This window comes from Butyrivibrio sp. INlla16 (assembly GCF_900104155.1).
Lineage (GTDB): Bacteria > Bacillota > Clostridia > Lachnospirales > Lachnospiraceae > Butyrivibrio.
In genome coordinates this window covers 1-19,068 of record NZ_FMYB01000032.1, presented here as the reverse complement: position 1 = coordinate 19,068, position 19,068 = coordinate 1, and the positions used below count along the sequence as shown (strand labels likewise).

Annotated in this window: 19 protein-coding genes; all 19 read right to left on the bottom strand. The window is 42.2% G+C overall.

Features of this window, described 5'->3' with window-relative positions:
- Nucleotides 1-3: 3 nt before the first annotated feature.
- The 19 genes from BLR42_RS14405 to BLR42_RS14320 all read right to left on the bottom strand — a co-directional run bounded on the left by BLR42_RS14405 (nt 4) and on the right by BLR42_RS14320 (nt 18,713).
- Nucleotides 4-564: a GNAT family N-acetyltransferase gene (locus tag BLR42_RS14405; protein WP_091870533.1), complete on the bottom strand. Its 561-nt coding sequence runs from the start codon at nt 562-564 to the stop codon at nt 4-6.
- Nucleotides 557-877, bottom strand: coding sequence for a hypothetical protein (locus tag BLR42_RS14400; protein ID WP_091870531.1), 321 nt, complete (start codon nt 875-877; stop codon nt 557-559). The genes BLR42_RS14405 and BLR42_RS14400 overlap by 8 nt, the downstream gene beginning before the upstream one ends.
- A 131-nt stretch (nt 878-1,008) precedes the next feature.
- Complete coding sequence (locus BLR42_RS14395; RefSeq protein ID WP_091870528.1) at nt 1,009-1,872, bottom strand: RpnC/YadD family protein; 864 nt, start codon at nt 1,870-1,872, stop codon at nt 1,009-1,011.
- Nucleotides 1,873-2,383: 511 nt separating this feature from the next.
- Entirely contained in the window at nt 2,384-2,839 is a 456-nt protein-coding gene (locus tag BLR42_RS14390; protein ID WP_091870526.1) for a hypothetical protein, read from the bottom strand.
- Nucleotides 2,840-2,844: 5 nt separating this feature from the next.
- Nucleotides 2,845-3,933: a protein kinase domain-containing protein gene (locus BLR42_RS14385; protein WP_091870523.1), complete on the bottom strand. Its 1,089-nt coding sequence runs from the start codon at nt 3,931-3,933 to the stop codon at nt 2,845-2,847.
- A 589-nt stretch (nt 3,934-4,522) separates the two neighbouring features.
- On the bottom strand, nt 4,523-5,803 hold the full coding sequence (locus tag BLR42_RS14375) for a hypothetical protein (protein WP_091870516.1): 1,281 nt from the start codon (nt 5,801-5,803) through the stop codon (nt 4,523-4,525).
- A 95-nt stretch (nt 5,804-5,898) separates the two neighbouring features.
- The gene (locus tag BLR42_RS23960; protein ID WP_091870514.1) at nt 5,899-6,246 is read right to left on the bottom strand and encodes a PspC domain-containing protein; all 348 of its coding nucleotides are present in this window, start codon (nt 6,244-6,246) and stop codon (nt 5,899-5,901) included.
- A gap of 20 nt (nt 6,247-6,266) precedes the next feature.
- A complete protein-coding gene (locus BLR42_RS14365; protein WP_139165177.1) occupies nt 6,267-6,488 on the bottom strand; it encodes a hypothetical protein in 222 nt (73 codons plus the stop codon).
- A gap of 171 nt (nt 6,489-6,659) precedes the next feature.
- Entirely contained in the window at nt 6,660-7,190 is a 531-nt protein-coding gene (locus BLR42_RS14360) for a helix-turn-helix domain-containing protein (protein ID WP_091870509.1), read from the bottom strand.
- A gap of 229 nt (nt 7,191-7,419) precedes the next feature.
- Nucleotides 7,420-7,635: a DUF2614 family zinc ribbon-containing protein gene (locus tag BLR42_RS14355; RefSeq protein WP_091870506.1), complete on the bottom strand. Its 216-nt coding sequence runs from the start codon at nt 7,633-7,635 to the stop codon at nt 7,420-7,422.
- Between the two features lie 185 nt (nt 7,636-7,820).
- Nucleotides 7,821-7,991: a hypothetical protein gene (locus BLR42_RS22840; RefSeq protein ID WP_207648553.1), complete on the bottom strand. Its 171-nt coding sequence runs from the start codon at nt 7,989-7,991 to the stop codon at nt 7,821-7,823.
- A 77-nt stretch (nt 7,992-8,068) separates the two neighbouring features.
- Nucleotides 8,069-8,215 (bottom strand): hypothetical protein, encoded by a 147-nt coding sequence (locus BLR42_RS22835; protein ID WP_170832797.1) that lies wholly within the window; start codon nt 8,213-8,215, stop codon nt 8,069-8,071.
- 110 nt (nt 8,216-8,325) lie between these two features.
- Complete coding sequence (locus tag BLR42_RS14350; RefSeq protein ID WP_207648552.1) at nt 8,326-9,579, bottom strand: ABC transporter substrate-binding protein; 1,254 nt, start codon at nt 9,577-9,579, stop codon at nt 8,326-8,328.
- 124 nt (nt 9,580-9,703) lie between these two features.
- On the bottom strand, nt 9,704-12,283 hold the full coding sequence (locus BLR42_RS14345) for an ATP-binding protein (protein WP_170832796.1): 2,580 nt from the start codon (nt 12,281-12,283) through the stop codon (nt 9,704-9,706).
- A gap of 189 nt (nt 12,284-12,472) precedes the next feature.
- Complete coding sequence (locus BLR42_RS14340) at nt 12,473-12,898, bottom strand: hypothetical protein (protein ID WP_091870501.1); 426 nt, start codon at nt 12,896-12,898, stop codon at nt 12,473-12,475.
- A gap of 19 nt (nt 12,899-12,917) precedes the next feature.
- Nucleotides 12,918-14,264 carry an MATE family efflux transporter gene (locus tag BLR42_RS14335; RefSeq protein ID WP_091870499.1) on the bottom strand — a complete coding sequence of 449 codons (1,347 nt, stop codon included), beginning with the start codon at nt 14,262-14,264 and terminating at the stop codon, nt 12,918-12,920.
- Between the two features lie 5 nt (nt 14,265-14,269).
- Complete coding sequence (locus BLR42_RS14330; RefSeq protein WP_139165175.1) at nt 14,270-17,359, bottom strand: glycosyl hydrolase 53 family protein; 3,090 nt, start codon at nt 17,357-17,359, stop codon at nt 14,270-14,272.
- Nucleotides 17,360-17,549: 190 nt separating this feature from the next.
- Nucleotides 17,550-17,771: an HPr family phosphocarrier protein gene (locus BLR42_RS14325; protein WP_091870494.1), complete on the bottom strand. Its 222-nt coding sequence runs from the start codon at nt 17,769-17,771 to the stop codon at nt 17,550-17,552.
- Nucleotides 17,772-17,897: 126 nt separating this feature from the next.
- Nucleotides 17,898-18,713 (bottom strand): nitroreductase family protein, encoded by an 816-nt coding sequence (locus BLR42_RS14320; RefSeq protein ID WP_170832795.1) that lies wholly within the window; start codon nt 18,711-18,713, stop codon nt 17,898-17,900.
- Nucleotides 18,714-19,068 lie beyond the last annotated feature (355 nt).

Sequence of the window (19,068 nt, the reverse complement as noted above, 5' to 3'; positions counted from 1 at the left end):
CCTTTATTTCTTCTGTTCCATAGTCAAATTAAAAATATATACATCAGATTCAAACGTAGCGCTTCCATCATTCTTGGAATATGAAGAGCTATGGTCATATGCGAATCCAAGTCTTTTTAAAACTTTTGCACTGCCCACGTTTTCTTTTGCGCATTCTCCTTCAAAGGAATGTGCTCCGTAAGCATTAACCGCGTGATCCATGAGTGCCTTCATTCCTTCTGTAGTATATCCCTTTCCCCAATCATCAAATCGATTAACGTATGATAATGTCCAAACATCTCTATCGACATCGTGATTTAATGCATATATACCAACTGCATGCCCATCCTCTTTATCGATAACCAGCATAAGGATATTGATTTTGGATGTAGGATCCTTCTTCGGAAGCCAAACAAGCGGATCCTCAGGAGCCTTACATACAGAACCCATCAAATATTTAAATACTCTTTCATCCATATCCCATGCAGCCATTGCAAGATAATCCTCAGGCCTTAATCGTCTCATTATAAGCCTGTCGGTTTCCACAATTTCTTCGCCGGGGTTGTATAGATTATTTCTATCCATTTAATATCTCCGAATTAATAAGATAGTTATATAAACTCGAAGCTGATGGATTATCCGAAGCCGCATCCTTCGCAGTCTCCTCTGTATAATGTATACTGTTATCCGCTTCAGAGGGCCTTTCCTCACCCTCATAGCCAAAAGGCACATAATACTTTTGTCCATCCAAAATATCTTGAATCATTTCATTGTCCACTTCTTTACCGGCAACATCCCCATCAGTTGCTTTCGATGTGCACCCCGTCATAGCTGTCATCAGTGCCCCTACAATTGCTATACATCCAAGTGTCTTTTTCCCAAATAGTTTGCTCTTCATTTAAACTTTTTCCATCCTTGTTTTCCTCTCCCCCTGGGAATTAATTATAGCAAAGCAGTTATAACAAGGACAAAAAATACTGTTACACTAACTATAAAAGGCTGGCGATAAAACGCCAGCCCTGTTTCTTATTATCTATTTTTATACTCCTCAAGCATCTTCTGATAATAATCCTCGTCCTTAGTTGCCTTCTCAACATCTGCCCCTCTTCCCATACTAAAAAGCCAACTATAAACATCTTGTATTTCTTCTCTTGCCTCTGCTATTCCTTCTGCTTTTCCCTTTGCAACAATTTCATCTAATACTGTACACATATTCTGTTTCTCCTTTTTCTTAACATCCTCTGCCACTTCTACAAATCTCCTGTCATCGGTCAATGCTGACATAAGTCCCAGCAACTCTGATACATGCGTTATTTTGTCCGTCGGAGGAATATATTTATCCGTCTTCCTCATCTGGACAAAATAGTCCGCAACAAACCAAAAATCACTCTTAAACTTTGAAACCTGCTCATCAGTCAGATATGCTATTTCAAACAGATTTATAGGATAATCAGGTACGAAAGGCCTTAGCCTATCCGGTACCTCTACCCTCTCATATATACTTTTTGCTGCCGTCCATCTCTTCTTATACCCAAAGTATAACACAATAGTGGTAACCGCGAATCTGGAATCATTATTTTGCGGTGAGAACTGGCTCCTATATGCTGCACCATCATAGCTTAGTACTCTAAGCGGCATATCCGCATCCTCTGCGGTTTCGTTTTCAAATCCCACCTTTGCTATATGCAGCATATTATTATTCCAATACTTTACTACATCCCGCTCCTGCTCCCGTATTTTACCATTAGCAGTATAATTACTGTACGGATTTGATTCTGAAAGAGCATCTTCTGTGATTACACCATCCCCATCAAACAACAACGTATTCACTATATCCGCAAATACATCATTCAGCTCCTCCAGCGTTTTTTCACTCATGTCTTTTTCGGCCATTCCATATATCTCCTTGCATTACTTTCTATCCCCCTCAGCAATACACTCAGAATACTCCCTGACGTGTACTATAACTCGTACAACAATAGAGAAATTATTATCTCCCTTATGTATAGAGAATGGCCTAACCGTAATGATGACACGGATAGGCCATTCTTTTGTTATGTGTATTTTATTTATAATTATTTATGAAAACCACGTGAGAATGAGGAGCAGTTGGTTGTATTGCTCCCTGTACTTGGTCGTAAAAGGTTCCTCCAGGCTTGAGTTGCGGAGATGAGAGTCATTAAGCCTTAACCCATGTCCTGCTCCAGGCATCATCACTTAATCCATTCTTAACCATCCCCCATGCCGTCATATCTCCTATTTTTATGGTAAGTACTGGGATTGTCCTTATCAAATTACTTTTTGTTTACGCTGCGTAAGCATTTTCTGTACTTCTGCTTTTAATTTATCAATTCCGGGCACAAAAAATCCCCACCAAAATGGTGGGGAAATCAATCAAATTGTACTATTGTTCATCTGCTGTAATTTTCTTCAACCCTTGTTTTGTCAGCAGATCATCTACTTCATACTGATCAAATATTCTATTGTTTATGGCTACAATAATGCACGCGTCCCTTGGATCCTTGGCATATAATTCTGTCATTCCATACAGTTTTAAAGCCCTATTGGTCTCATCCCAGTTAAAATGTCCCGCCAGGCAAAGCCTTATTATCAGGTCTCTGTCCTTTGTATGCTTTTCCATCGTGACTATCTTACTGCCATATGATTCAGACACTCCGGCAAAAGAATAGACATCCTTCAACTTGATATTCTTCTCATCCAGAACATCCTTCATATAATAGTAAAATGTTTTCTTATTATCAGCCATGTACTTGCTGTTATCCTTCAGATAGGAATCAAGCTGATCCGGCCTCATATTTTCAAGAATATCATTTAGTTCATCTGTAGGCTTCTTCTGCACTTTTTCTATCCTTCAATTTTCTTAAGTTCAGCAATAAGCTCCTTGGCTGTATATCTGTTTTCCGCATCCAAACTTATGCACCGCTCGATAATATTCCAAACAGCACCCGTTGCCTTCTCTTCCTTAGGAAACTTCCCGGTTATCATCACATTAAGTAACATCCCGGCCGCATAGATATCTGACTTTGCAGAGGATGCAGATAGTCCATAACCAACCTGTTCGGGAGCAGCATAATACTGCGTTCCCATGTATCTCGTATCATCCGCTTTATCCGGGACAAACCACTTAGCAACATTCATATCCAGAAGATACACATTTTCATTATCATCAATAATTATGTTGGACGGCTTTACATCCCTGTGGATAATCGGCGTCGATAAATTATGGAGATCATCCAGAATCCGACATACTTCTCCAGTGATATGCACTGCCTTTTTCTCAGATATGGGACCACTTTCCAAAATTGCCTCAACCGTCTTTCCCTTGATATATTCTTCAATCACCACGAGACAGTTGCTGCTCTCATACATTTTGATAACCCGAGGCATGTTTGATATCGGGTGATCCATAAGATAAGCATATATGCTCTTATTGTAAATTGTGAGGAGTTTTTTTATAAAAAGCTCCCCGGTTTCCCGATGTTTTACAAGAATGACATTCTCCTTACCACCTATATATTCCTGCTCCTGGTATAGCGACAATTCAAGAATATCCTCATCAGACAATCCTCGATACGGACTCCTTGCCTCTGCTTGAAATTCATCTTCGGTAAGATATATCTCGCTGGGATCTATTTTGTTAACGAATCCACACTCCGTGCATTTCCATTCGGGAGTCTCTTCGCTAAATCCCTCCTGCTCATTCATAACTGCACCGCACTCATCACAGATCCATACTATATCCGATTCTATATCAGGATTTATCAACATCTCCCCGCAGCCTTTGCAAACCCAGTATTTCAGGGAAGGATCATAGCCTTTCTGGAGAGGGAGAGTGGCATAACAGTGAGGGCAGTATTCATAATAATCATCTGAAGACTCTGCCGGAGTACCTTTAGGCCTTATTTTATTTAGCAATCCATCAATGATTCCCATATCTTACCGTCTCACTCATTGTCCAAATACTGTCTAAAAATATTCCTATTTCACCGGCACACAATGCTTGAAGTATCATCTAGTTTCATATGAGAAAACTCTACTTCTGTTATTGCTTTTATAATCTCATTCTTTCTATCTTCAGGCATAATATTCTAACTACCTTTCTGTCAATTATAGGCATAAATAATTATAAACTCCATGCTTTATATATTTATAAAATTCATCTTAAATTTCCGATAATTATAATCCCCACCACTGAAAAAGGCCGGCAATCCGCCGGCTTTTCTCAGTGTCGCATCCCTTGGCTTAGGTGAAAAAATTCGCCGCTACTGTAGATGATTTTTTATTGTGATACCATCGAGTGAAGCGTGCGCCGCCCTGGATATCTCTCCCCTCAAACTGAACCGCAGAACCTTGGCCTTCGCTCCGGTAAAGCATCGCTACCTTCGCTGGCTGCTTCGTCCTTTTGACATCGGGCCTGCCTCGGTAAAGCGTCGCTACCTCGGCTGCCCTTGTCCTTTGTTCTGATATCATCATACTCCGTGAACTATCACACAATTATCACACAATATACATAATGCGTTTTTTACTCACGCGGCAACCGGTGTTTCGATCTGATATTGGGAAAAGGTCCTTCCATTTTGTAAGAAATACCCAGGTCGTCCATGACTTCACAGAAAGCGTTCACATATTTTTTATCTCTGATCAGTTGCATAAATGATAGGAAAATCTTATCTGACATGGACAATGCCTCCAGGAGAAGATGTCCGTCCACCATCGCGAAATATGACTCTATATAATCTGCAACTTCTCCAAAGTCTGCCCAGCCTGTATAGTTCGATATAAAGGTTCCGTGCTGCGCCTCCTTGCCCTTGGAGGGGTCTTTTTGTGCATAAGCAGCTATCTTGTTCTTCTGACCGGATATCTTATCTATTTCCTCTAAAAAGTCAAAATGCTTACGAAGTTGGTAGTTACTTACGGTCGGATCAGTCTGAAGAATTATCTGACTGCGGGTGTAGGTTCCAAGCTTATCAATATCATAGTCAAAATATTTCCTGTCATAATCTATATGTACATGACTTAGCAGATCATGGTAACTGTTCGGAAGCCCAATGTCAGCACCCGGAAAATGAGCTGTCTCGCCTCCTATAATCTTATATTTGTCCGGAAGAACTTTGTTAAGCGCCATGGCTAAGGTCATGAGGAAAAAGGCCGCGACACTTGAATCATTGTGCTTGGCAAATGCCATAATATCACTCTGTTCAAACGTAAACTGATAGTAAACTGGATCCCGCATAAAAGGATTGAACATACCATTTAAGTAGTCCAGCAGCATTACAACAGGATTTTTACTCTTGTATGTATATATGGGCTTTTCATCAAGAAGCATATCTATGGTCGGTTCATCTGTTTCTCCCGGCAGAAGCTCACTGTCGGGTTTTCTAATGCCCGGCGCATCAGGAGTAATGCTGTATTTATCGGCAACATATTGATACAGGGTAGTCTGGACCCAGGGCATCATGCCTTTTCCGCCGCACATAGAATGACTTATGTTAAAAAAGATATCCCTTCCCTTGCAGTCCAAATAAAGGAGATGCCTGTTTACTTCTTCGCTGCACAGATCCGGAAGCTTTTCCGGTGCCTCAAGCACCACAACATCTCTTTTATTAGGGATAAGATCGTATCCGCCATCCTCTCCGAGGACCACTTCTTTTGCGAAGTATTGATAGCGCTGCATAGCTGTATTGACGGACTTTCTAAGTACATCAATATCTACTTCATCTTTCATTGTCACCCTTACTCTTATGCAGAATGAAAAAATCTTTTCACTTGAGTAAAGCCTGTATGTGTCAATACTATACTTCATGAGCCTATTCCCCCTCGCAGCATTTTTGCTTCAGTTGCAATGATTACTTTCTCAGGTGACTAATTGGCGCGCATTGTATGACTTGATCCTGCTAATCATCTATTTCCATCATAAGGATTAAATCCAACCGGTTCATCACTCTCATACTGCTGTGTCTGCTGATAACCTGTAGTATCATCATCCACAAATGTGGCAGTACTATCAACTACTCTGCTATCGTCATAGGACCTATCATTATAAGACTTATCCTCGATATACTTGGGATCATCATCCATAACCAGCGCTGCAATGATATACGCAGGGATTCCGATTCCCGTAAAGAATACCGCGAGCCCCATACCGATTCGAACCCATGTGGGATCAATACCAAAATAATCAGCTATGCCGCCGCATACACCGAACAACTTTTTATCATGACTCTTGTAAAGCTTCTTTTCATTCATAATCTATACCCTCTCCCTTATTATGATATTTCCTTCAGTATCTCCGCAGCCTTCTCGCTTCCATGCTTTGCGGCATAAGAAGCCCACTTCTTTGCCTTTGCAAAGTTAGGCTTATCCTCATAGGTTCCCTTAAAATATGCTTCAGCTACCTGCTCTGCTGCCTCTATGCTGCCTTTTCCTGCCTTGTCGATCAGATCAAGCAGCGCCAGCTTCTTTTCATCAAGTATGATCTCGTCCTTCATTTCTATTCCTTCACTTCCTTCTGAAAACATTACTGAAATTCATTATACACGAATCACACGTAAAATACTCTCCCCTCATTTACTGTTATTTAGCAACAAAATAAAACCTCCGTAGAGGTATCATTCTGCATTTCTGAGTATGCAAAAAGACAGCTTTACGGAGGTTTATATCTATTCCACTATTGTCCTAAACAGATTCTGTTTACATTTTACGCTGTATTGCAATGTATAGGATGTCGCCCCGTTTTCCATTGCGTTATGTATTTCAGCGATCTCTTTTGTTACATCATCAAGATTTCTATACCAGGAAAGGAATGTATTCTGCGGACCCCAAAAAGATTTATCATTTCCATCTGAAGCAAATAGTGCATATTTCGGGCTGTTCTTACCGCCCCTGAACTGCTGTGAACGCGCCACTTTAGATGCATTGACAGTTACACCTTCATTCGTCGAAATAATTCTTATCATATTAGAAGCTTTACTGTTATCGGAAGTGGCAGGTACATTTTCTCCCAGCATTAAGCTATCCAATGAAATGTTCAACTTTTCCGATAAGATCAAAAGCTTATCAACTTCAGGATATCCCTCACCCAGCTCCCATTTTGATACGGCCTGTCTGCTTACCCCCAGCATTTCTGCCAGTCCTTCTTGAGAAAGTTGATTTTTCTTACGAATCTTCTGCAGGTTTTCTCCAAAACTCATATTACCATCCTCCTTTCCCAAATATCATACAATTCTGCACACCGGATTTCCACTAACCTCAGTTTGCACTTCCGCAACTTGAAGTTGCATCCTCAGATTCCATCGCCGCTACTTGAAGTTGCATCCTATTTTTCCCAAAAGAATACCCTGACCATCTCTGATCAGGGCATCTTTGGTTGTATAGAATTAGGAGTTTTAAAGAAGAATTGCTCTTCTTGTTTGTATTTTATCAACCATCAATATGGATATTTTCATGGCAGTGGCTGCATGTAACATCATCCAGCATAACATCTACTGTTGTGTTTTCATGGCAGTGAGGACATGTAATTTCCATCATCTGTGACTTAGCCTCAGCTACCTTCATGTTTGTAGCAAAACCAAAACCTAAAACGATTGCCATTACTGCAACTACCATTGCGATTCTTTTTACAAATACCTTCTTCATAGCTACCACCCCTGCTTTCTGTTTCTTATGGTGATATATTACCAATCCTTATATCACACTTTTATCACAACAAACTGTAAAGCCGATACGATTCACTTATTCTGTATCGTTTTACACTTATCTGATAAGAATATGATATTAAAACCGGTCGATATTATGTATATTCAGAAACGCAATATGGCATGCTATAATTTTCCATTTTGATAAATAAATGGAGCTCCTAAAGAGGATGGCATCCTCTCTGTGTTTTCAGATTTTTCTCTATTTCCATAGATGCTTATCAAATGCTCATCTGTGTTTTGGATTCTTTTTCTATTTTCACAGATGTGATTGCCTGTCCCTATCTGTGTTTTCAAGCTTTTTCCTATTTTCACAGATGATTGTTAAACACTTGTCTGTGTTTTCGAATCTTTTCCTTTTTTCACAGATGTGTTTACCAACTCCTATCTGTGTTTTCAGACTTTTCCCTATTTCCACAGATGCTTATCAATCTCTCGTCTGTGTTTTGGATTCTTTTTCTATTTGCACAGATATGTTTGCTTATTTCCATCTGTGTTTTCAAGCTTTTTCCTATTTCCATAGATTTTTACAATAGCTCCCTTTTTTCCCAAGACATATATGCGAAAAAACGCAAAAACTATCGTAAAAAAGCTATACCAAAACGAAAATTTTGATGATCTATTTCCTCCTTTATTCCTCCGGAATATTTCCGTAGGCAGCAACCGCCTCATCCACTGTCATTGTTCCATTTCCGACTGCATATATAGCAGCCCTGAATTGTCTGACCGCAGGATCCATAAGGCCGGTCTCCTTGTCGCTGAAGCTCCTGTCTGCAGGTATATCCGCAAGTGACGAATAAAGTTCATTAGTTGAGAAATCATCTATAGGTGTGATCAGGCGCTTGGAAGCTGCCATGTTGCTGAGCTCTTTCTTGCTGATCAGGAATCGCATGAATTCATTTGCCATGTCGAGATTCCTGCTGTTCTTGTTTACGGAAAAGCAAATGCTGATGGAATTGATGAAATAACCGCCATCGTCGCCAGCTGGTACGGTATAGAATCTGTACTTAAAAGGATTCGCGGTAAAGGCATCGGATTTGCTCTCTCTCTTGCCCGTTCCCGAAACCACATCACCTGTGGCAAGCATCATCGGTACATCGCCCTCGAAAAATCGCATGATAACCGCTTCATATTCGTCGGTTATCTCCTCCTGACATTTTGCAATATCTATGCAGTCAGAGTTAACAAATTCAGAAAGCCTCTCAAGAGCAGGCCTCATCATCTCTCCCGATGCCGACTCCAAATTATTCAGAGCGTCGACCTTATCACTGTTTTTCATGACATCATATGCAAACATCGGATAGGCAAAGCAGTTAAACAGTCCCGATCCGCTGAACACGTCAGGTCCCATCACAGGAGATTCATAGCCTGCAGCTTTAAGCTTGGCACAGACATCCATAAGCTCCTTAAAATTGTTCGGAACCTTCAACCCTTCTTTTTCAAAGATATCCATGTTGACAAGCATTCCGTAGGATGTGGTGAAAATCGGAAGCATAACAACATCTCCCGAATCCGTAGTCCTTATCAGGGAATCTCTGATACATGAATAATCGATACCCACGGAAGAGTCGGAGAAAACCTCGCATGCTTCAAACATGGCATCATACTTCTCATCACCGATCATCGAGCCGTTTGTAGTGAAAATATCCGGTGGCTCGCTGCTAACGAGAGCGCTGGGGATGACATTTTTATAATCATCCATCGTTACATACTGAAGATTGGCGTTCGGATAGTATTCGTAGAAGCGCTCAAATTCTGCCTCAAGCGACTCAAAGTTACCGTAACTGCCCGCAACGGTTAATGAAAACTCAGTATCTTTGTCGTACTTCGGAGCAAAAGGCGCGTCCCCTTTCTTTTGGCTGCCACAGCCCTGTAAAAGCAGCATAGTGGCCATGCTCAAAGAAACTACCATTCTCAAAGTTTTTTTTCATAAGAATTACCTCTCTTCCGGACCTAAGAGCACTCCACTTGCGGAAGATTCCTTAGGTCAGTCAATAGTTATTCACATCCTACAAATTCTTTAAAGGTTCTAGCTCTTTCACCAGCTCCCTGTATCCGGAAATCAGTTCGCTAAGATCTTTATCCAGCCTGTCTGTATCGCCGTCGTTTCCGGCCTTCTCAAGCTCTGCGGCAAATTCTGAGAGCTTCAGTGCACCTATCGCACGGAAAGAACTCTTAAGCCCGTGAACCTTTACAGTTGTGTTTTTGATATCTCTTTCAGCCCAGAAATTCTCGATTTCTTCTGCCTTCTTTTCAGCACTGCCAAGGAAGGTCTCAAGAGCCATAATATAATCCTCGGCATCGCCGCAGTAATCCATACCCGCATCTGCGTCGAGCCCCTTTATTCCATACAGAAAATCCGGAAGCTCCTTCTCGTCAGCATCGCCATTTTCAGATGCGATAGTCACTTTATCCTCCGGAAGATACTGCAGCAGCATCATCTCCAGTCGTTCGGCATCAATGGGTTTCGTCAGATAGTCATCGAATCCGGCATTTGTGTACATCTCGCGCATACCGGATATAGCGTTGGCAGTAAGGCAGATTACCGGAACCCCCATATTAGGAGTATCGGTTATTTCCTTCATCTCCATGAGTGTCTCTATACCATCTTTATCCGGCATCATATGATCCAGGAAAATGACGTCATAACTCTTACTTCCAAAAAGCGATATGCATTCATCACCGCTTTCCGCAGTATCTATCTGGATCCCGGTCCTCTTAAGCAGGTTTACAAACACCGTGAGATTAACAGCTGTATCATCAACCACAAGTACTCTTGCATCAGGTGCTGTGAACTTTTCATGATACTTATTAAGCGTACTTGATGAACGTCTGAAGGCCTCTTCGAAATCGCCGATCGGATCCCATTTTACGACCTTCTGCTCAAGTTCAAAGGAAAAAACCGAACCCTTACCATATTCGCTCTCTACCTCAAGGCGACTACCCATCATATCAAGAAATCTCTGAACGATAGTCATACCAAGACCCGTACCCTCGATGTTTCTGTTCCGTTTTTCCTCGATTCGCTGGAAAGCGACAAATAGCTTGTCGAGATCTTCGGGTTTTATGCCTATACCCGTATCAGATACACTTACTCTGAGCATGACCGCATTCGGTTTGTCCTGAAGCTTGTTCGCCTTTACGGAGAAGGTTATGCCTCCCTCCTTAGTGTATTTAACTGCATTGGAGAGAATGTTGATAATAACCTGTTTGATCCTGATCTCGTCTCCGTTAAGGACCATGGGGATATCTTTGTCTACGTCCGGCTTGAAGAAGAGCCCTTTGTCTTCAGCCTTCTTTTGAACCATATTTATAAGGTCATTTAGAAGCGAAACAAAGCTGTAATCAACGTTGATTATCTCCATTTTTCCCGCTTCAATTTTGGAAAAATCAAGAATATCGTTGATGATGCCAAGGAGCGTACTTCCCGCAGTTCTGATGCTCTCCGCATACATTCTGATGTTGTCATCTTTGGAATCCCTTAGAACCATCTCGTTCAAGCCAAGTATCGCATTCATCGGCGTACGGATGTCATGGGACATGGTGGATAGGAAGTTGGATTTGGCCTCATTTGCCTGATTCGCCTGCTTCGCAGCCTCCGACAGCTCGCGGTTGTAGATCATCATGACGATTGAATTGAAGATTAAAAGAAGTAAAAATCCAAGAGTCGCTATGCCAAGAAGCAGCCAGTCTATCGAACGGCTTGCCACAAGATCATTCGCAGGAATATACGCCAGCAGAACCCATGTCTTCATAGTCTCAAGCGGCGTATAAGATAAAATGCAGTCCTCTTTCTTAAAGTTCTTGATAGTCATGGTTCCTGTGCCACTGGCTATCTCTTTGGTCACATGCTCATATTCCTCTGCCGTGGCCGCATTATATGACTTGTAGTACTCAAAGAAATTGCTGTTCTTAAAGGACTTTCCATGAACGACGTAATTACCTTTCTTGTCGACGAGACTTATCTCAACATTCTCGTACTCACCCTTTAGGAAAACAAGCTTTTGCTCAAGGCGACTCAAAGGAACAACGCGCATCAAAAGACCTTCCTTTGGCGCACCTCCCTCTTCTTCAAGAACAGTAACATTATTTAAAAATGCAATGGACTGCACTCCGTTCATGGGGTTTGTGTAGGCTCTTGTCAGACTGACAACGCCATGTTCATCGCTGTCGCTTTCGATGTTGTCAAAGATATTTATATTCTTGTAAGTAACCGAATAGTCACCCTCATCAGAAACTGTGGGCGTTGTAGAGAGACCTTCCCGTCTGGGACTGTCAAGAAAGATAAGGTGTCCCTCTATCTCCGAAGAAATCTTAGCCTTCCTGATATAGGATACAGCATCCTCTGCTGTCATCGGGGCGCCATCTTCCGCTGAGCGATTGATATAATTCGCCCAGACATCACAAAGACGCTGTTCATCCTCAAGGTAATTGGTGATGATCTGATTTGTAGTCACGGTCATCTTTTCAAAGGCAATAATCTCATTCTTGTTGCTCTCTTCTGCCTTAGCATTCGCATACCTGATGATAAAGAACAGAATAAATCCCATTATTAAAAGATTTATTGTTATTATCAGCCCTCTTTTCACCTCTGACCCCCTGTTGTCAGGAATATGCATTAAGCCCGTTCAGGCCATAAAATCTCCACATTATTCATAGTTAAAGTATTGCAACAAATACTGTACAAAACCATTATCATTCTATAAAAAAAGGATAAAAAAAATAGACCTTCCCGCCGGGAAAGGTCTATGGGCTGCTTGCATATATTTAATTCTCCATCAAGTCTTTTTGATGAATTTGTTTGAGCACCTGGGGCATCTAATCTCAATTCTGCCCTTTCCGCGCGGTACTCTTATCTGCTGATTGCACTTTGTACAGATATAATATCTGCTCGTGGAACGGTCCCTCCATTGCATTTTCATGAAGTTCACACGTTTTCTCGGCAGTGATGTGACTTCAAGAAATTTCCGATTTTCAGCATGCCTCTTAGGTATATTCTTTGATATGATTCTGAAAATAGCGTAGGCTGCAAGTCCCACCCACATGAAGTAAATTACTGTGTTGTTAAAAAATATGTTTATAAACATCAGAATTACTGCCAAGGCGCTGCAGGTTTTCACAAGGGCATCCACACCGTTTCTTCCGTAGAGCATCTGTGCCATCTGCATCTGTAATAAATATTTCAATTGGTTTTTTCTGTCCATGATAACCTCTTATTTCATTCTAGCGCGAAAATCTCGTGTTCTTCCACTTACCGCTCAGGTAGTAACTCCATGTTATCATGAATCCGAGGCCAAAGCCAAAAATACCGTTCCACCAGATGATAGTATGTCCGAAAATGGAACTGTAGCGGAACACATATACGACTATAACTCTGATGCCCAGCGCACAGGTTGCAACAATGGTCGGGATTCCGCTGTGACCGGTTCCCTGAAATACTCCAAACAGCGGGATATACATGGAAAGTACTATATTAATCATAGCAACCGCGCGCAAATGTGCAAGGCAATATACCGTCGCCTGCTCATCAAGCCCGAACAGGAGAATCAGTTTATCCGCAAAAATGCTGACCATGGCTGAGATACACAGCGTCATTAAAAGTGAGATGATAAACGCCTGTCTCACACCAATTTTGATTCTGTCCTTTTTTCCTGCTCCGATATTCTGCCCCGTATAGGTCGCAAGTGTGGTCTGCAGCGCGTTACATGGAAGATTGAGGTACATCTCGATCCTCTGACCGACTGTAAACGATGCGGTCATCACTTTTCCGAAACCATTGACCGCCCTCTGGATGAAGGTCAGGCCAAACGATACGATGATGAGCTGCAATGAAATGGGAAAGCCAATCCTGACTGTCGCTGCAATTCGCTCCGAATCCCACTTATAATCACCGAGTTTGAATCTGAAAACCGGATACTTCTTTTTCATGTAATAATATGCAGCCATGAAGGATGCAAGCTGCGAGATATCCGTTGCCACAGCGGCTCCGGCAACTCCCCACTTGAATACTGCAACAAATAAGACATCGAGCCCTATGTTGAGCACCGATGAGATCAGCAGAAAATAGAGCGTCGCTGCACTGTCCCCTACTGCACGCAGTATGGATGAAAAGATGTTGTATCCAAACTGAAAAAGGAGGCCCAGGCAGTACCACCTGAAATATACAAGGGTTAATCCTATTATGCTTCTGTCTACATTTAGCAGGTACGTAAACGCGGGTCTTGCGACAATTATTCCGATAACCGCCGACAATAATCCCAGCACCATAAGAAAGAGAATACCTGTTGCGGCATTCTCTCTCACTCTTTTTTCATCCTTCGCCCCGTAATGCTGTGCTACAACCACACCATTACCCGCTGAAAATCCAATCGCTATCGCGAGGAACAAAAATGCAAAACTTCCCGTGGTTCCGACTGCAGAGAGCGCATCCTGTCCTGAGAAGTTTCCTACTATTATCGTATCAACCGTGTTATAAAGCTGTTGCAGAAGTGATCCTGCAAGAACAGGGAGGGAGAACTTCAGGATGTGTTTCCAGGGAGCTCCCTCCGTCATTGTCTTTGTTATTGCCATGTTTTTTACTTAACCGTTATTTTGCACTTTGCTTTGAATTTTCCATCCTTGGTCACAACTGTAATCGTGGCCTTTCCTTTGGATACCGCAGTAACTTTTCCGCTCCTGCTAACCCTTGCAACCTTCTTGTTGCTGCTCTTCCAGGACACATTTTTATTTGTTGCATCAGTAGGCTTGACCGTTGCCTTGAGCTGATATTTGTTGCCAACCTTCAGAGTCTTCTTCTTTTTGTTAAGCTTAACCTTGGTAACCTTTACCTCAGTCTCCTCTGCGGGTGTATCTACTGTGGGAGTTTTATTCTCCTGGATTCCGGTTGTGCCTGAAGTCTTATTTTCTTCAGTTGGTGCATTTTCGGATTTACTATTGTTTTCGGTTTTATCTTTGCTTTCAGTAGTCTCTGTGTTAGCTGAATTTTCCTGTGAAGCCTCTTCCTTAGAAACATCTTCCTTGGATTCATCTTCCTTGGGTTCTTCCTGCTTGGGTTCTTCCTCACTATTTTCCTGGATATCGCCTATCCTTGTCAATGCAAAATCATCCCATGCTCCCCAACACTTTGCAGAGGCTTTAGTATATGCGCCAATTGTCAGTTCTGTACCATCCTCCTTGATCACAATATTGCTTATCGTAGGATTAGTGAACTCCTGCCAACCATTTAGCGTAGTAGCTTCTGATGTTTCCACACCGTCAAGGATTGCATAAAGCTTGAATTCATCACTCTCACCGGCATCCCCACCTTCTAAAAATGCGGCAAGGCTATATATACCTTTATCAAGAGCAACTGTCTGCTTAATATCGAAATCGAAAGCGGTTCCGTACCAGAACTTCATGCACCACTCACCCGAGTGGGTATTTGAAGTATCCTGTTTTATGGCAATTTCATTTGTCTCTACGCTGGGTGTTAATTTCCATCCCGTATTTCCTTCTTCAAAGCCCGGATTAACAAGGTAATTCTTTGCCTTTATTTCCAGTTTGCAGGTTATTTCCACCTGCTCACCGTCGACCTCCGCCGTTCCTGTGATTGTGTACTCACCGGCGCCGGCATTCTTCGCAGCGTCCAATTCTTCGCTGTTCCATACAACTGTCACTTCTTTTGAAGTATTGTCGTTGTATTTTACCGTAACTGTTTCAGGCAGTTTTATCTCTTCTCCATATTCTGCAGTGATCTTATCTGCGCTGATTCCTGTTATCTTAAGTTCAGCCTTCGCACCGGTTCGCATATAGCTATACATTTTTGCGGATGCCAGAGGATGTCCTGTAAAGTCAAACCATGCCTCATTTTCAACAACAGCTCCGCCACCGCCGCCGCATCTATTCACATCCTTGTCATAGCCGGCTGCATTGTCTGATGCCCAGCCTGTTCCGTAGGTTTCCCAGTTCTCCTTATTTGCAGCAAGGAATTCATCCTCGCCAAGTTCATCCTTTTTATCCTGGTTAACCGGAAGCCATGCGGGTTCCCAGTAAAATACGCCAATACCACCTGTCGCTGACGCAACTGCATTAACTACCGCCCTTACCGAGTCAGCCTGTCCCTGAGGTGATACATCAAAATTGAAGGGCTCTTTTCCCCCATCATAGTCGTCCTGTGATTCTGTATTTTCACAGCCATCTCCGTCCTCAAGTGTATATACATATGAGGTCTCTGCGACCATAACTTTCTTTCCGTATTTCTCAGCAACCTTGCTAAGTTCGCTGTTCAAATTATCAAGAGTTCCATGCCAGTAAGGATAGTAGGAAGATGCAAATACATCATAGTCAACACCGCCATCCTCAAGCATTTTTGCATATCCTGAATATCTGCCGCTCTCAGGGTTAGTGAAATGGATTGCTACGAGAATGTCCTTTCCTGTTTCTTCCGATATCTCCCTGACACCTTCAGCTCCTGCGGCAAACATTTTCACCATACCGGCGTTCCCGCTCTCTCCGGCAATTCCGTTATTAGTCTCATTTCCAACCTGTACCATGCCTACGTCGACACCGGCTTCAAGAAGTGTGTTAAGACTTGTTTTTGTATAATCCTTAAGTGCTGCTGCCTTTTCATCTGTCCCCAGATCTGCCCACGCCTTGGGTGCAGTCTGCTTTCCGGGATCTGCCCAAAAATCAGAATAGTGGAAATCTATGAGAACTTTCATTCCCGCATTTGTGACCCACTGTCCAATTCGTTTAGCTTTTTCAAGGTCGCAGTTCCCTCCTCCATAGCCGTTTCCATTCTCATCGCAAGGATCATTCCATACGCGCAGACGCACAAAATTAACTCCGCAAGAACTAAGGAAATTAAAATATCCCTGGTCATCAAGTTCCTCCCCTTCATAATTGTAAAACTTTATACCACCATTTTTCAGTGCGATATAAGAACTAACATCGACACCGGTGATAAAATCCTCATCACATCCGGGCACCTTTTCAACGAAAATTTCTGCATCTACCGGTGTTTCTTCTCCCGTATTTTCATTCTCTTCTTTAGGCGTTTCTTCCCCTGTATTTTCGTTTTCTTCAGAAGTGCCTGTACCATCGGCTGTATACAGACATACATTATCCAGGTCTCCCCAATACATGCTGTTGACCTGTCCTTCAAAACTGATTGTAATATCAGTCTCTTCTGTTAAAGTGAATTCTTCCGTTTCAAAGGTCTCCCACTTATCCCAGCCTGTAGTTACATAATCAACGGATTTATCACATACTTTTAAAGAAATACCGGGAGTAACACTTTCGTATCCATCCGCATCAAAGGTCAGTTTATATGTTCCTGCCGGTATCTTTTCAACTATTTGCGTGAGACTAAAGTCCTCTGCAACTTCATAATTATTCCAAAAGTTAAACATGCTAGTCTTATTATTTGATGCCCACTCGTCTGTTTTCACTTTTGTCCCTGCAGTGTTACCATCGGCGTTACTAAGACTATATTCCCAGCCGGTCGTATCACCTGTCTCAAAATCCCCATTTTCCACGAGATTTGTCAGTTTCCAGCTTAGTTTCTGAGCCTCTTCATTCTCTTCTGCAGCACATGCAGATGTTCCGATCTGTGCCAATGCCACCACTGACATGACGGTGACGCTTATCCCCCTTGTCACCTTTCGCTTTAAACTATCCTTTCTCACTTTATACCTCCCTTTTTGCAATACCCTTTTTTGCGCAAAAGTTGCGCAACCGATTGCGCAATCAATGTACTGTTAGTATAGCATTCAAAAAGTTGGTATTTCTATTGGATTAAGTCACAATAATCCTTCTGAAAATTTTGTTGAATAATCACAAAAAAGGCAGCATAAATTTGCGCAACTTGCGCAACTTTTATGCCACCACATGCTCTGCAAGATAATTCTCAAAATCCTGATTATATCCTCTATAGCTAACCTTAAGCGGATATCTGAAATTCATTCCAAAAACTCCAAGAAGTGACTTAGCATCCACAGTCAGATGATTGTAGGAAATATCTACGTCAAAGTCGCATTTTGAAGCTGCTCTTACAAAGTCCTTAACCTGATCGGGATTAAGCCTGATTTTCTTACTCATTTCCTTCGTACTCCTTTCAACCCGGAAACAATTGATTTCAGCATCTTGAAACAGAGTGTACGATATGCATGAGTGTTTTTATATCAAATATCTGTTATTTTTATCAGTTTCTTTATGTTGAGTAAATCACATCTTATATGTTGCCACGTAGTCCATCTGATCCGGGACGGTTAGAGCCGGGGCCTCTACAATAAGTTCAGGTGCCTTGCCCTCAGAGATCAGCTGGCTTTCGAAGTGGTATATAGCAATTCCGACATCTATCTTCTGAAGATCATAGTCGGGAGTCGTGAAGCCCTTGTCATGCTTTTCATAAAAATGTGCCTTGTCTCCGGCAATTACAACTCGCCAGGGCTGCTTGTTTACTGCCGAAGGTGCGATCCTAACTGCCTCAAGAGCATCGTATATACCATGCTCCTTTGCATACTCCTCGCTCATGGGTGTTTCAAAATTGCCCACAAAGAACAACTCCTCGAATTTATGGCGGGAATCAGCCTTCACACCTTTTCTCATAAGTGTCTCTTTTACAGACATCCGCTTGGCTGTGGCTCCGAGGGGGCTTATGCATGGCATGAACTCACCCTCTCCAAGGCCTGACGCTGCTTCAAACTTTTCTCTTGGCATGGTTCCGCCAATCCATACAGTTCCGAGCCCCAGCTCATGAGCCTTAATCAAGAGCTTTTCAAAGCTGTATCCGTAAGCTTCCTCCACATGCTCCTGCCTATTTGTTACCGCACTTACATAGACTTTCTCACCGGAGAGCACCGGACTTGAAAGCTTGTTTTCCTCTGCATTCAGGAACACAAATCTAATCTTTGCTCCATAAGGGTTCTCGATATTTTCAGCAAACGTCTTCAGTTCATCCAGGACCTGCGCGCTCGGCATATTTCCATCAAAAGTTCTTACACTTCTTCTTGTCTTTGCAAGTTCTAAAAAGTTGCTCATTTTTCTCATCCTCCCATTCTTTAATATATACTCTCGGAATCTATAAGCCAGTAACAATGCGGCTTTCAGATTCCTTTTTTATTAAAATCCCCCACTTTTTTATCAAAAAACACTTGACATTTACCTCCAAAAATGCGGCGCTTCGCGCCCTTGTTAAAAAGGAAGTGTCGTTACGGCGCGGCCGTAAGTTTTTTGATTGGAGGGCGATTTTATGTTACCTGTTAATTGTGGCAGTCATGCCGACTACCAAAACTTTGTTGTTGAAAATCTCCGCAAATATTACCCTGATCCAGATGCTATATCTCAAAGCACCTGGGATATCATAGACCGCTTTTGGAACCTTGATCTTTCCTAC

Excerpts from the sequence above, each read along its gene's own strand:
- BLR42_RS14355 (WP_091870506.1), bottom strand. The coding sequence starts at position 7,635 with ATGAAGAAGGTATTTGTAAAAAGAATCGCAATGGTAGTTGCAGTAATG.
- BLR42_RS14320 (WP_170832795.1), bottom strand. The coding sequence starts at position 18,713 with ATGAGCAACTTTTTAGAACTTGCAAAGACAAGAAGAAGTGTAAGAACT.
- BLR42_RS14395 (WP_091870528.1), bottom strand. The coding sequence starts at position 1,872 with ATGGCCGAAAAAGACATGAGTGAAAAAACGCTGGAGGAGCTGAATGAT.
- BLR42_RS14385 (WP_091870523.1), bottom strand. The coding sequence starts at position 3,933 with ATGGGAATCATTGATGGATTGCTAAATAAAATAAGGCCTAAAGGTACT.
- BLR42_RS14325 (WP_091870494.1), bottom strand. The coding sequence starts at position 17,771 with ATGAGTAAGAAAATCAGGCTTAATCCCGATCAGGTTAAGGACTTTGTA.
- BLR42_RS14340 (WP_091870501.1), bottom strand. The coding sequence starts at position 12,898 with ATGGACAGAAAAAACCAATTGAAATATTTATTACAGATGCAGATGGCA.
- BLR42_RS23960 (WP_091870514.1), bottom strand. The coding sequence starts at position 6,246 with ATGAATGAAAAGAAGCTTTACAAGAGTCATGATAAAAAGTTGTTCGGT.
- BLR42_RS14375 (WP_091870516.1), bottom strand. The coding sequence starts at position 5,803 with ATGAAGTATAGTATTGACACATACAGGCTTTACTCAAGTGAAAAGATT.
- BLR42_RS14365 (WP_139165177.1), bottom strand. The coding sequence starts at position 6,488 with ATGAAGGACGAGATCATACTTGATGAAAAGAAGCTGGCGCTGCTTGAT.
- BLR42_RS14350 (WP_207648552.1), bottom strand. The coding sequence starts at position 9,579 with ATGCTGCTTTTACAGGGCTGTGGCAGCCAAAAGAAAGGGGACGCGCCT.
- BLR42_RS14405 (WP_091870533.1), bottom strand. The coding sequence starts at position 564 with ATGGATAGAAATAATCTATACAACCCCGGCGAAGAAATTGTGGAAACC.
- BLR42_RS22835 (WP_170832797.1), bottom strand. The coding sequence starts at position 8,215 with ATGGAAATAGGAAAAAGCTTGAAAACACAGATGGAAATAAGCAAACAT.
- BLR42_RS14400 (WP_091870531.1), bottom strand. The coding sequence starts at position 877 with ATGAAGAGCAAACTATTTGGGAAAAAGACACTTGGATGTATAGCAATT.
- BLR42_RS14360 (WP_091870509.1), bottom strand. The coding sequence starts at position 7,190 with ATGAGTTTTGGAGAAAACCTGCAGAAGATTCGTAAGAAAAATCAACTT.
- BLR42_RS14335 (WP_091870499.1), bottom strand. The coding sequence starts at position 14,264 with ATGGCAATAACAAAGACAATGACGGAGGGAGCTCCCTGGAAACACATC.